Below are 12,798 nucleotides of genomic sequence, written 5' to 3' on the forward strand. Positions count from 1 at the left end.
TCGCCTGCGGGCGGCGGCTTTGAAAAGAGGAAGCCCTTACTCGCAGAGGCGGGCTTGGGAGGACTGCGGGATACATTGCTGAGGCAGCGTGAGACGCAGGCCAAATGAAAGCATGATTGCCGCTGAGGCGGCCTTTGGGAGGAGAATATCATGACAAATGCCACGCATCTTCATGCGGGGACGGGAACGCGCGCGCTCGTGCTTGTTTTTCTCGCCGCGATTATCGAGGGTTTCGACCTTCAGGCGGCGGGTGTCGCCGTGCCAAAACTTGTTTCCGCTTTTGGACTTTCACCGTCACAGTTGGGCGTTTTCCTCTCATCCGCAACCTTCGGGCTGGTGCTTGGCGCGCTTTGCGGGGGCGTGATCGCCGACCGGTTCGGACGGCGCAACGGTCTCGCCCTATCGTTGGTCGTGTTCGGCCTGTTTTCGATCGGCACAGCTTTTTCCGACACGTTCGAACATCTCGTTGCGATGCGCTTTTTGACCGGCGTCGGCCTTGGGGGCGCGCTGCCTAATCTCATCGCAATTGCCGCTGAATCCGTTGCGCCTGAGCGGCGCGGCAGGGCAGTTGCGATCATGTATGCCGGCGTGCCGCTTGGTGGCGCACTCGCCAGCCTTATCGCCCTGCTTGGCCTGCATGACGACTGGGGCTCGATATTCCTGGTAGGCGGCATCTTGCCATTGCTGCTGGCCCTGCCGCTCCAACTCATGATGGGACCGTTCCGCGTGACACGCGATGCAAGGGCACCTGCCCGTCGCCGCGACGTGCTGATGGCGCCGGGTGCACTGCCACAGACGCTGCTGCTCTGGGCCGCCTTCTTCTTCGGCCTCATCGTCGTATATCTGCTTCTCAACTGGCTGCCGCAGATTCTCGTGTCACTGGGCTTTGCGCGTGAAACGGCGTCGACCGTGCAGATCGTTTTCAATATCGGCGGCGCAGCTGGCGCCATCCTTGGCGGGCGGCTGCTGGACGGCAACAGGCCTGCCTTTTCCGCAGCGCTCTGCTTTATCGGGCTGATGCTGGCAATCACATCTCTTGCCATGTTGCCCGCGGGCAATGTTGCGGCGGCGCTGGCGGCTGGCACTTTTGTCGGCGCGACGGTCATCGGCGTACAGGCGCTGCTCTATGGTATTGCCCCACAATGCTATCCAAGCGAGGTGCGCGGCACCGGCGTCGGCATTGCCGTTTCTGTCGGTCGGCTTGGTTCAATCGTCGGACCTCTCGTCGCTGGCTGGCTCCTGGCAAGCGGCATGGGTCCGCAGCAACTTCTCTACACGCTGCTGCCCATCGCGGCCATCTGCGGCACCACCACCGTGATCCTCATCCTGCACCGTAGCGGGAAGACACGGGAGGAAATGTCGAGACGCCTGGGCCAAGCTTGATCGGATCGCAAACCCTGCCGCGTAGAGGTGGGCGTCCTTAGGCAAACAAAAATATCTTGCCTTGATGAGGAGCGTGATCTCGCGAGAGATGTGCTCCTCATTGGCATTTGCCGCATAGCATGCTCGATAGCACTGCAACGTCCGGGCATTGTTCCAAGTTGCGATGCCGTTCTCTACCACCGGTGCCATACCCCCGTCTGAGCCACCGCTAGCAACACGGTGTCCGTGTGTTGCAACAAAGAACGACTATAGCTTCGGTAGGCCCTCCGGTCGCAGTAGGCGACGCTGGGCGGCAATGCGGAAGGGCGCGTTCATGGCGCCATAGCCGTTATAGGCGCCGCGTCGCTCGATGATTTCGAAGAAGAACCCTTCACCGAAAGTGCGGCTATAGATCTGGAAATATTCGCCGTGTTCGTCGCGGTCGTAAAGGATACTGGCAGCACGCAGCGCATCGGAGAAATCCGGTTCAAGACCGAAGCGCGCCTCGAGGTCATCATAATAGTTTCGCGAGATCGGCAGCGCCTGAAAGCCGGTGGCCTTCAACGCCTCGGCAGTCGCAAAGATGTCGTCGCTCGCAAATGCGATGTGCTGGATGCTGGTGCCGAAGCCTTCTGCCAGGAATTTGCCGGCAAAGGTCTTGCGATTTTCAGCACCGTTCATGGTGAGGCGGAAAAGCCGTTCCGGCTCGCTTTCGATGGCTTGGCTCCGGACCAGTCCGCCGGGATCAACGACATCGACCATCGGTGTGCGCCGGGTCGAGAAGATCGATGTGTAGAATAGAAGCCACGTCAGCATCTCGTCATAATGGGTTGTCTGGGCAAGATGGTCGATACGGGTAAGACGCGCTGTGGGCGACCCGCCCTCGTCGACCAAAGCCTCGAATTCGCTCTCCCAGATACTGCCAAGCGGCGCATTATCGTCGAGGAAGTAGATGACACCGTTGCCGACGCCCTGAATGCCGGGCACCGCGACTTCGCCGGGCTGCCGGGGCTCGGAAAAGACAGGCGCACCGAGTGCGCGCGCGCGGGCGAGCGCTTGCTCGGCATTATCGACCCTGAGGCCAAATGCATAGGCATTGGTGCCATGTACGGCATAGGAAGCGCCGGCAAAGCTATCGCCACTCTCATCCGTATTAATCAGGATACGGATATCGCCCTGGGTATAGAGATCGACGGCGCGGTTGCGGTGCCGGGCGGTGCGTCTAAAGCCCAGCGTTTGCAGAAGATCGATGAGGGTCTGTTGTTCGTCGGGTGCCGAGGTGAACTCGACGAACTCCACCCCTTTCGCCTCGATACGGTCCGGCATCTCCGGCATGGAAAGACGGATATCGGGCTCGTGGCGCCGGACGCGGTCCATCAGATTGACGAGCGAGCGATGTCCGTCCTCTGCCAAAGCCCTGGCTGATCCGCCACGGAACTGGTCGTTGAAGATTTCAAGGGAGAGCGGGCCGGTATAGCCGGTGGCTGCCACAGCACGCATGAAATCGACGACAGGCAGATCGCCCTCGCCCGGCATGTTGCGGAAATGGCGGCTCCAGTAGAGGAGGTCCATGTCGAAGAGTGGCGCATCGGCAAGCTGCACGATGAAGATCTTGTCGCCGGGAATGGAGCGGATCGAATTGGGATCGATCTTGCGGGACAAGGTGTGGAAACTGTCCAGGATGATGCCGACATTCGGGTGATCGGTCCGCCGCACGATTTCCCATGCATCGCGATGGTCGTTGATATGGCGTCCCCAGGCAAGAGCTTCATAACCGACACGCACGCCATGCCGGGCGGCCATCTCCCCGAGTTCGTGGAAATCAGCTGCCGCCCGGTCTATCCCGCCAAGAGAGATCGGCGATACGTTCGAGCAAATCAGCATGAGATCAGTGCCAAGCTCTTGCATGATTTCGAACTTGCGCTCCGCCCGCTCGAAGGCGCGGCTGCGGTGAGGCTCCGGCATGCCTTCGAAATCTCGAAACGGCTGGAAAAGCGTGATGTCCAGACCATGATCACGGACGATCTTTGCCACCTCGCGTGGTGAGGCATCGTAGGTTAGAAAGTCGTTCTCGAATATCTCGACGCCGTCAAAGCCAGCACGGGCAATCGCTGCCAGCTTTTCAGGAAACTCACCGCTGATCGACACTGTCGCCATCGACGTGCGCATCATCACGCTCTGCTTGTCTGTCTGGTACTGGGCCATATTGCCTTACCTTTTGTGTTTATGTACGAGTTGGTTAATATGGAACGTGGAAAAACGCGGATGCAAAGCATCCGGGGGAAACATGACGAGCACCGCGACGACTACTGAGGGTAAAAAGGCGCGTCCGGCAAAGCGCGATCCGGAAGGCGTGCGGCGCGACATACTGGCGGTCGCGATGGAGGAATTTTCCCAGAACGGTCTTTCTGGGGCGCGGATAGACGAAATCGCGGCACGGACGAAAACGTCCAAGCGCATGATCTATTATTATTTTGGCGACAAGGAAGGTCTGTACCAGCATGTTCTGGAAGAAGCCTACAGTAAGGTGCGCGGTGGCGAAAGCGATCTGGCACTGGACCATCTTGACCCGATGGCTGCGCTCGACACACTCTGTCGCTACACTTTCGAGCATCACCGCCGCAGTCCGGCCTTCATCCGCATGGTCATGATCGAAAATATCCATCACGGCCGGCATGTGCAGATGTCGAAGTCCATCCGAAGCCTCAACCGTCCCGCCATTGCCGCGCTCGAGGCGGTGCTGAAGCGCGGTCAGGATAGCGGTGTCTTTCGTGAAGGCATCGAGGCACTGGAGCTCCACTGGCAGATCAGTGCGCTCTCTTTCTTCAACGTCTCTAACGCTCCGACCTTCTCTTCCATCTTCGGCGAAGACCTTTTCACGCCGCAAGCGCAACAAACGCTGGCCCGCCACGTGGCTGTAATGGTCCTGCGCTATGTGGTGCGGCCCGAACATATCGACGCTATAGGGTCTGACGAGCGATAAGATGGCGAAGCGCCACGCAGTAGCCGTCGATACCGAGACCCGCGATAACGCCGTCGGCTCTCATCGATACATAGGAGTGGTGGCGAAAGACCTCCCGCTTGTGGATGTTGGAAATATGGACCTCGACCACTGGCGCCTCATATGCGTTCAACGCATCAAGGATGGCAATCGACGTGTGACTGAAAGCACCAGGATTGATGACGATGCCTGCGGCCTTGCCGCGTGCCTCGTGGATCCAGTCGATCAACTCGTATTCCCGATTGCTTTGGGCGAAGAAGAGCTCATGACCTGAGGCCATCGCTACCTCGCGACATGTTGCTTCGACATCGGCAAGAGTCTCGCGACCGTAGATTTCCGGCTGGCGCTGTCCGAGCAGGTTGAGGTTCGGTCCGTTCAGAACGAAAAATAGGCTCATGCGGCCGCCTCCGCTTGAAACATCTCCTCAAAGTGTGCGCTCATCCGCTCCGCATCCGGCTCACGTCCGCAGAATAGCCTGAATGCACCGACAGCCTGGAAAATCGCCATGCCGCCGCCCGGTAATGTCTGACAACCCTTCGCCGCAGCGGTCTCGATCAGCCTGGTGATGAGGGGCATGTAGACGATATCGGCAACCCAGTGGCGCGGACTAATCAGATCTGGAGCAACGGGAATACCGGGATGGGCGGGCATGCCAACGGGTGTTGCGTGGATGAGACCATCGACATCGCCCAGCACGGCTGCGGGCGTTTTGGCTGGCGTCGCCCGCCCCTCTCCAAAGCGGATGTTGAGTTCACGCGCAAGCCGTGCCGAACGGTCCGCGTCCTGGTCGAAAATATCCAGCCTGCCGATGCCGAGTTTCAATGCGGCATGGGCAACCGCGACACCGGCGCCACCTGCACCAATGAGAAGCGCCCGATCGCGCCAGGCATCGGGTAGACCGCGCTGAAAGCTTTCGTAAAAACCGTACCAGTCGGTATTGTGACCGATGCGCTTGCCATCTCGGAAGACGACCGTGTTGACGGCGCCCAGCATGCGGGCGTCCTCGGAAAGCTCGTCCAGATGGGAGATTACCGCCTGTTTGAATGGATGCGTAATATTGGTTCCGGCAAAGCCGCGGGCTTCCAATTCCGCGAGAAGGTCGGGCAGCGCGGTCTCCGGCACGTTGCGGACATTGATGTCCACGAGTTCGTAAGAATAGTCGAGTCCGTGTGCACGACCCTCGCGCATGTGGAGCGCCGGCGATTTCGAAAGCTGGATGTCGGCGCCAATAAGGCCGACCTGATAGGCGGTTCGTTCTGTCATGGATATGGACCGTTTATGCGGCGTGAAAGGCGCGGCGGGTCATCCCGCCGCTTGCTTCAGTGGTGCGCCAAGATTTCGCCGAGAAAGGTGCGCGTGCGCTGGTGTTTGGGATCGCGGAAGAATTCTTCCGGCGGCCCCTCCTCGATGATCTCGCCCGAGGCCATGAACACCACGCGATCCGCCACCTGACGAGCAAAGCCCATTTCGTGGGTCACGCAGATCATGGTCATCCCGTCGCGGGCAAGGCCGATCATCGTATCCAGCACTTCCTTGACCATTTCCGGGTCGAGTGCCGAGGTCGGCTCGTCGAAGAGCATCGCCTTCGGCTCCATGCACAGCGCCCTCGCGATTGCCGCACGCTGCTGTTGGCCGCCGGAGAGCTGGGCGGGATACTTGTCGGCCTGATCGAGGATGCGCACGCGAGCGAGATATTTGCGTGCGGTTTCCTCAGCATCCGCTTTGGACAGCCCTTTCACCCGCATCGGCGCAAGCGTACAGTTTTCCATGATGGTCTTGTGCGGGAAAAGGTTGAAGCTCTGAAACACCATGCCCACCTCCCGACGCACGGCATCGATGGCGCGGACGGAATCGGTGAGCTTGGTGCCTTCGACGGTGATCGTCCCCTCCTGGATTTCCTCCAGATGGTTGATGCAGCGGATCAGTGTCGATTTCCCAGAGCCGGACGGGCCGCAAAGAACGATCTTCTCGCCTTTGCGAACCGTCAGATTGATATCCCTAAGTGCATGGTAGGCTCCATACCACTTTCCGACGCCCTCGAGGGCAATCAGCGGAGCCTGGGCGGCGGATTGCGGCATGGAAACCTCCCTTACTTCACGGTGAAGGGGACGTCAGGCATGGATTCCGGGAACTTCGGAACCTCGCGCTTCATCCACTTGGTGTAAATCGCCTGCAACTCACCATCGGCCTTGATCTTTTCGAGGAAGGTGTTGATGGCCTGGTTCCAGTCCTTCTCTCCCGGACGGGTGCCCGCGCCATTGTAAAGGGTCGTCAGGTCGAACTTGGACTCATACTTGCCGGGGGCCGCAGCGTTCAGGCGATCACCATAAAACTGGTTGCCGCCTACGGCCTCGACCTGACCGGAGACGATCGCCTGAATATTGGCGGCATCGTCGTCGAAGCGCAGAATGCTTGCCTTGTCGCCTGCGCCCGCCGTGATGGCGGTGTCCATGGCACTCGACTTCGGTACCCCAACATTCAGTCCCTTCAGATCGTCAAAACCGGCAATCTTCTTGTCCTTGGGCCCATAGACCGACAGAACGTTGCCGGCATAGGGCTGCGAATACTGGATCGTCTTGGCGCGCTCCGGCGTCATGCCCATCGTTGCAAAAAGTACGTCCACCTTACCGGTCATGAGCGCCGGAATACGGTTGGCAACGGCGAGCGGTACGAACTCGGCTTCAAGACCGAGGCTTTTGGCGAAGGCTTTGCCAATATCCGCGTCGAGGCCGTCCTGGACCCCGCTAGAATTGACGAAGCCCCAAGGCGAGTTGTCGCCCTGAATGCCAATAATAACCTTGCCCTTGGCCTTCGCCTCCTCAAGCGTGCCGGCCGCGGCATCGACCGGGGCCATGAAGGGCAGAGCGGCAGCGGCAGCTATTAGCCCAAGTACGCTGCGGCGCCCGAAAGTCATGCTGGATTTCATCATATTATCCTCCTTGTAAACTGATGAATGCATGGTCACGAAAGTAGATCTCCTCCACCATCGTCCGGAAAATCGAAGCCGATTTTCGAAAAGCCGACGGGTCTTTCCACGACGCTCTATCGAGCGGCGGTCTGAAGGCGTTTCTCAACGCCGGCACCCCAAAGAGAGAGCGGCCAGCAGATCAGGAAATAGATGAGGCCAACGATGGCGAAAACGGTAAGCGGACGGAACGTCTGATTGGAGACGATCTGGCCGGCGCGCGACAATTCGACAAAGCCGACGATGGCAGCGAGCGACGTGCCTTTAATGAGCTGCACCAGGAAACCGATGGTGGCCGGCAACGAAATGCGCAATGCCTGCGGCAGGACAACATCCTTCATGATCGACCTGTAATGCAGGCCGAGCGCACGAGCCGCTTCCGTCTGCCCCTTCGGAACAGCCTGTATACCACCGCGCCAGATTTCACCAAGAAAGGCGCTGGCATGCAGTGTGAAAGCGATGGCGACAGCGATCCACGCATCTATGTTGAAGCCGAGCAGAGCCACGCCGTAATAAACCACGAAGAGCTGCATGAGGAGCGGTGTACCCTGAAAGACCGCGATATAGCCAGCCGTTGCGCGACGGATGGATGGGACTTCGGCAGTGCGGGCCAATGCCACGAGAAGGCCGAAGACACCACCACCAGCAAAGCCGATCAAGGTCAATGCGATGGTCCACTTCAGGCCTTGCATGAGGAAGAACAGTTCGTTGGGGCCTATGCTTGCCATGATCGTCTCCTCACTTGACCGGGTAGCTGAAAGAGATGCGCGAGATGAGACCAAAGACGCCCATCATCAGCGAGGAAATCACGAGGTAGAGCAGCGTGATGGAAAAATATACTTCGAAGGAGCGGAAGGTATCCGCCTCGATCTTCTGCGCCACCGAGGTGAGTTCGTAAGCGGCGATCGACGTGCAAACGGAGGTCGTCAGCGTCAGCATGATGAACTGGCTTGTGAGCGAGGGGTAGACTGCCCGCAGCGCAGGCTTGAGAATGATGTGGCGGAAGATTTGCGCGCGACCGAGGCCAAGCGCGAGCCCTGCTTCCACCTGCCCCTTTGGGACGGCATCCACACCCCCGCGAATGATTTCGATCGCATAGGCGCCACCATTAAGCGCCAGCGCGACGATAGCAGTCACTGTCGGATTAAGACGCAGACCGAGCTGCGGCAGCGCGAAGAAGATAAAAAATATCTGGACCAGAAAGGGCGTATTGCGGATCAGCTCTACGAAGCCGATGACAAAGCCGCGCAACGCCTTGAAGCGCGACCGACGTGCTACGACGCCCAGAATCCCGATGACGGTCGCCAGCGACATGCCGGCAAGCGCCAGGCCGATGGTGGCAAGACACGCGACGAGCAGCTCGGGAAGGCGATCAATGACCGCCGAGAAGTCGAGACTGTATGACATGGTTCCTCCGCAACCTTTCGGTTAAGGCATCAGCCCGCCGTTGGGTCGTCTCCCCGTTCTCCGCACTCAGGCTTCAAACGCTCCCTTGTTCTTGCCGGACTGTGTTCCAAGAAGAGCTCTCCTAAGCACCTCCATATCCGACCTCTGAATGTTTGTACCAGTTAGTTCATTTTAAAGTCAACGCTCAGGAGGGGTGAAAATGCAGCTTTTACGACTGATTTTCGGAGCGACTTTATTCCTATTTATCCAATTATTTCAACACATAAGGAAACATCACGCGGCAAGCAGCGATCATGTTTCAACACCCTCTCTCACAGGTCATTTCCTAAGTGTGATGACCGCCACATTCTTCAGGCTCTCGCCCGATCCGTCTGATGTCGCCTAGCAGTCGGCGCGCAGTCCGTAGTGCGGAGGCGGTCGCCAATACCGTGGGTGGCAGCGTCATCCACTCGAGCATCCAAGCGGCACCCGACCGTTCCTGCTCATGAACAAGCGACTGATGAAGCGCCGAAACCTGTGTTGCGTTGAAACGCGCCAGCGTGACCAGCAGTTCTGCTGCAACGGGGTTCTGCTTGTGCGGCATGGCGGAAGACCCGCCGCCACCTGCGAGGCTTATCTCGGCCCCTGCCTCGGCAAGTAAAGAGATGTCCTGGCCGATCTTTCCGAGGCTGCCGGTGACAAGCGAAAGCAGCCCCCCGAACTCCGTAATCATGTCACGCTGGCTGTGCCATTGGGCCTGATCGTGAAGACCGAGGCGACCGGCGAGTGCAGCCCGCAAAGCCGGACCATCATTTCCGAAGCGTTCGAGCGTTCCCGCCGCGCCACCGAACTGCAAGGCAAACCCGTCGACGGCAAAATGAGCGAGCCGGGACCGCGTCCGTTCCAGGGGTGATCGCCAGGCACCGATCCGGTCGGCAGCCTTGATCTCGATTGCAGCCTGCATCCGCGTATGCGCCATCAACAGCTTGTCGCCGTCGCGTTCCAGAAGTCCGTCGAGATCGCCGATCAGCGCATCCAACCGAGCCTGGATGATGTCGTTCGCTACTTTCAGTCTCAACACCAAGCTGGTATCTATTACATCCTGGCTAGTTGCGCCGAAATGCACCTTCTCCGCAGCCACCCCACCGACTGCCGCGCGCATCTGTCGAATGAACGCAGGAACGACGACGCCATCACGCGCCATTCCATCCGCAAGCCCGGCCATATCCGGCACGAAGGTGCCAAGCGCGGCGTCGATCGTTTCCGCAATATCGACGGCGAGTATACCGCAATCTGCCTCGGCCAGTGCCAGAGCCCTCTCGAAGCGGATCATAGCGGCAATATCGGCCTCTGCAGAAAACAGCGAGGCGATCTCGGCATCGCCGAAGAGCCCGGAGAGGAAAGGATGATCAAAGGGCGAGAGGGTCATCGCGGTCATATATCGAAGAAGACGGTTTCGCCATCGCCTTGCAGGCGGATGTCGAAGCGATAGGCATTCTCGCCATCCGGCTTTGCGATCAGCGTCGGAACGCGGTCCTTGTGTTCGATGCGGGCCAGCACCGGATCAGCCACGTTTGCCGCGTCCTCCTCCGGAAAATACATTCTCGTATGTAGACCGATATTGATGCCGCGCGCGACAATCCAGAAGGTGATGTGCGGCGCCATGAAGCGTCCATCCTTGAATGGAACGCGGCCGGGCTTGATCGTTTCGAAGAGGAACTCACCGGTATCCATATCGCCAGGCGACCGGCCCCAGCCGGCGAAATGGGGGTCGGGAGCGCCGGCCGTTTCGCTCGGGCTGTTATAGAGTCCTTGAGCATCGGCCTGCCAGATTTCCACCAGCGCATCCTTCAGCGCATAGCCGCCGCCGTCGAAGACGGTGCCACGAATGGTGATGCGGGTGCCGGTGGCCTGGTCGTCATAGAGTTTTCCCGCGCCGAGATCTTGCTTGAAGACGCCGTTGATGCCAACGAAGTTCGGTGTGCAGCCAATATGGACGTAGGGTCCCGCCGTCTGGGAGGCGCTTTCCTTCAGATAATCGAGCGGCTGTACCATGTCAGTTCCCCTCCGGGCGGTTCTCGAAGAAGGTGGAGCGGCGACCACGCAAAACGATGTCGAACTTGTAGGCGCGCATATCCATGGGAATGGTCGCATTCATGTCGAGCGGCGCGATCAATCGACGGATGGCTTCCTCGTCAGGGATCGTCTTGACGATCGGACACCGCCAGATGAGCGGATCGCCCTCGAAATACATCTGGGTAATCAACCGCTGCTGAAAACCATGACCGAAGACCGAGAAATGGATATGGGCCGGGCGCCAGTCATTCACGCCATTCGGCCATGGATAGGGACCGGGCTGAATGGTCTTGAACCAGTAATAGCCATTCTCGTCGGTGATGGTGCGACCGACACCGCCAAAATTTGGATCGACGGCGGCGAGATAGCTTTCCTTCTTGTGCCGATAGCGCCCGCCGGCATTGGCCTGCCAGAACTCTAAAAGCGCACCGGCGACACCCGCACCGCACTGATCGAGCACGCGGCCATGCACGAGAATGCGCGGCCCGATCGGCATTTCGCCGGGCTTGGCATAGTTGAGGATCAGGTCGTTATCGAGCGGGTTTAGCAACCCATGACCGAAAACCGGGCCGCTGATTTCGCTCTTGGTGCCCTCAAGCGAAATCAGCGCACGCTGTGGCGAGCGCAAAACGGAGGTCTTGTACCAGGGCGTGTAGGCCTGCGGCTGCATCTCCCGATCACGGGCAAAGAAGGGGCCGGTTTCCGGTGGATGATTGCTCACGTCGTTTGCTCCTCTAGCGGGGAGGATGCGTTTCGGTTTGCCAGCACCTGCTTGGCAATCTTGAAGCCATGATTGGCAGCAGGCACTCCGGCATAGATCGCCACATGCATCAGCGCCTCGCGAATATCGTCTTCACTGGAACCGGTATTGGCGGTCGCCCGGACATGCATCGCCATCTCCTCATATTGCCCAAGTGCTGCAAGAAGCGCGATGGTCACGTTTGAGCGCTCTCTCTTTGTCCAGCGATCGCTGGACCAGACCGTGCCCCAGGCACTTTCGGTGATCAATGTCTGAAACGGCTGATCGAAAGATGTCGCCTGCGCGCTCGCGCGGTCCACATGGGCATCGCCCAGCACCGCGCGGCGCGTGGCCATGCCGCGGCTGTGGCGGTCGACGGATAGTGGTTCGGCATCGCCTGGCGGAAGGGCCTTCAGGAAGTCCGCGACCGCAGCTGTGTAGGCGGTCGGCTGCTCCAGGGGCGGGATGTGTCCGTTGTTGCCGACCCTAACAAAGTAGCTGTTGGCAACGAGACCGGCCAGCGACTCTACGAGTTCAGGTGGAGTCGATCCATCCTGATCGCCAGCGACGCAAAGTGTTGGGACAACGAGCCGAGCAAGAGCATCGGTGTAATCGGCATCGCGGATCGCCGCGCAGGTGCCGCAGTAGCCCTCGGCCGACTGGCGAAGCAGCATGGCGCGAGCGCCCGCGTAAAGCGGATTGTCGTCGCGGCGAAATGCAGGGGTAAACCAACGCTCCATCACGGGATCGACAAGGCTCTCAAGCCCGTTTGCGCGGACGGCGTCGATACGCGCATTCCACATCTCGGCCGTGCCGATTTTCTGCGCTGTATTTGAAAGGACCAGGGCCGCAACGCGCTCGGGATGTGTTATCGCAACCGACTGCGCGATGAGGCCACCGACCGACAGCCCCCAGACGATGACCTCGCCGATCTTCAGATGATCGAGAAGGGCGATAAGATCGTCCGCATGAGTCTCTATCGTATAGGGCGGCGTTCCGACGCTGGAAAGGCCGTGGCCGCGCTTGTCGTGAAGCAGATAGGCATAAGCATCGCCAAGCTCGTCGATGACGGTATCCCATATACGGAAATCCGTGCCAAGCGAGTTGACGAACGCGATGACCGGTTTGCCAGCCGACAGACCCTTGGTCCGGTAGTGAATCGCGGCATCGCCGACCTGAAGAAAATTCATCTCTCACTCCTCTTGTGCGGAGATTGCAAGATCGCGCTGGTTAAGTAAAATGAGATTTTCGGCATTTCTCATAACTTGG

13 protein-coding genes are annotated in these 12,798 nt (G+C 59.3%); 2 read left to right on the forward strand and 11 right to left on the reverse strand.

Annotated elements, in window-relative coordinates; all coding sequences use genetic code 11:
- Positions 1–150: 150 nt before the first annotated feature.
- On the forward strand, positions 151–1,383 hold the full coding sequence (locus tag PVA19_RS03290) for an MFS transporter (protein ID WP_274101155.1): 1,233 nt from the start codon (positions 151–153) through the stop codon (positions 1,381–1,383).
- Positions 1,384–1,629: 246 nt separating this feature from the next.
- Here the strand turns inward: PVA19_RS03290 and PVA19_RS03295 are convergent, their stop codons facing one another.
- On the reverse strand, positions 1,630–3,531 hold the full coding sequence (locus PVA19_RS03295) for a bifunctional sugar phosphate isomerase/epimerase/4-hydroxyphenylpyruvate dioxygenase family protein (RefSeq protein WP_274101824.1): 1,902 nt from the start codon (positions 3,529–3,531) through the stop codon (positions 1,630–1,632).
- Positions 3,532–3,649: 118 nt separating this feature from the next.
- On the opposite strand from PVA19_RS03295, the gene PVA19_RS03300 reads away from it, so the two are divergent.
- On the forward strand, positions 3,650–4,345 hold the full coding sequence (locus PVA19_RS03300) for a TetR family transcriptional regulator (protein ID WP_274101156.1): 696 nt from the start codon (positions 3,650–3,652) through the stop codon (positions 4,343–4,345).
- Here the strand turns inward: PVA19_RS03300 and aroQ are convergent.
- The 10 genes from aroQ to pcaDC all read right to left on the reverse strand — a co-directional run bounded on the left by aroQ (position 4,323) and on the right by pcaDC (position 12,719).
- A complete protein-coding gene (gene aroQ, locus PVA19_RS03305) occupies positions 4,323–4,760 on the reverse strand; it encodes a type II 3-dehydroquinate dehydratase (protein ID WP_062424474.1) in 438 nt (145 codons plus the stop codon). The genes PVA19_RS03300 and aroQ overlap by 23 nt on opposite strands.
- Positions 4,757–5,626: a shikimate dehydrogenase gene (locus PVA19_RS03310; RefSeq protein ID WP_274101157.1), complete on the reverse strand. Its 870-nt coding sequence runs from the start codon at positions 5,624–5,626 to the stop codon at positions 4,757–4,759. Before PVA19_RS03310 ends, aroQ begins: the two co-directional genes overlap by 4 nt.
- Before the next feature lie 56 nt (positions 5,627–5,682).
- Positions 5,683–6,441 carry an amino acid ABC transporter ATP-binding protein gene (locus PVA19_RS03315; protein ID WP_112358073.1) on the reverse strand — a complete coding sequence of 253 codons (759 nt, stop codon included), beginning with the start codon at positions 6,439–6,441 and terminating at the stop codon, positions 5,683–5,685.
- A gap of 11 nt (positions 6,442–6,452) precedes the next feature.
- Complete coding sequence (locus tag PVA19_RS03320; RefSeq protein ID WP_274101158.1) at positions 6,453–7,292, reverse strand: transporter substrate-binding domain-containing protein; 840 nt, start codon at positions 7,290–7,292, stop codon at positions 6,453–6,455.
- A 113-nt stretch (positions 7,293–7,405) separates the two neighbouring features.
- Positions 7,406–8,056 carry an amino acid ABC transporter permease gene (locus PVA19_RS03325; RefSeq protein ID WP_062424471.1) on the reverse strand — a complete coding sequence of 217 codons (651 nt, stop codon included), beginning with the start codon at positions 8,054–8,056 and terminating at the stop codon, positions 7,406–7,408.
- A gap of 10 nt (positions 8,057–8,066) precedes the next feature.
- Entirely contained in the window at positions 8,067–8,735 is a 669-nt protein-coding gene (locus PVA19_RS03330; protein WP_274101159.1) for an amino acid ABC transporter permease, read from the reverse strand.
- A 325-nt stretch (positions 8,736–9,060) separates the two neighbouring features.
- A complete protein-coding gene (locus PVA19_RS03335) occupies positions 9,061–10,143 on the reverse strand; it encodes a 3-carboxy-cis,cis-muconate cycloisomerase (RefSeq protein ID WP_274101160.1) in 1,083 nt (360 codons plus the stop codon).
- A 5-nt stretch (positions 10,144–10,148) separates the two neighbouring features.
- A complete protein-coding gene (gene pcaG / locus PVA19_RS03340) occupies positions 10,149–10,769 on the reverse strand; it encodes a protocatechuate 3,4-dioxygenase subunit alpha (protein WP_062424469.1) in 621 nt (206 codons plus the stop codon).
- Position 10,770: 1 nt separating this feature from the next.
- Positions 10,771–11,511, reverse strand: a complete 741-nt coding sequence (pcaH, locus tag PVA19_RS03345) for a protocatechuate 3,4-dioxygenase subunit beta (protein WP_116493336.1) — start codon at positions 11,509–11,511, stop codon at positions 10,771–10,773.
- Positions 11,508–12,719: a bifunctional 3-oxoadipate enol-lactonase/4-carboxymuconolactone decarboxylase PcaDC gene (gene pcaDC / locus PVA19_RS03350; protein ID WP_274101161.1), complete on the reverse strand. Its 1,212-nt coding sequence runs from the start codon at positions 12,717–12,719 to the stop codon at positions 11,508–11,510. The genes pcaH and pcaDC overlap by 4 nt, the downstream gene beginning before the upstream one ends.
- Positions 12,720–12,798: the final 79 nt, after the last annotated feature.

Origin of the sequence: Agrobacterium sp. CNPSo 3708, assembly GCF_028674915.1 — a bacterium.
GTDB lineage: Bacteria > Pseudomonadota > Alphaproteobacteria > Rhizobiales > Rhizobiaceae > Agrobacterium > Agrobacterium cavarae.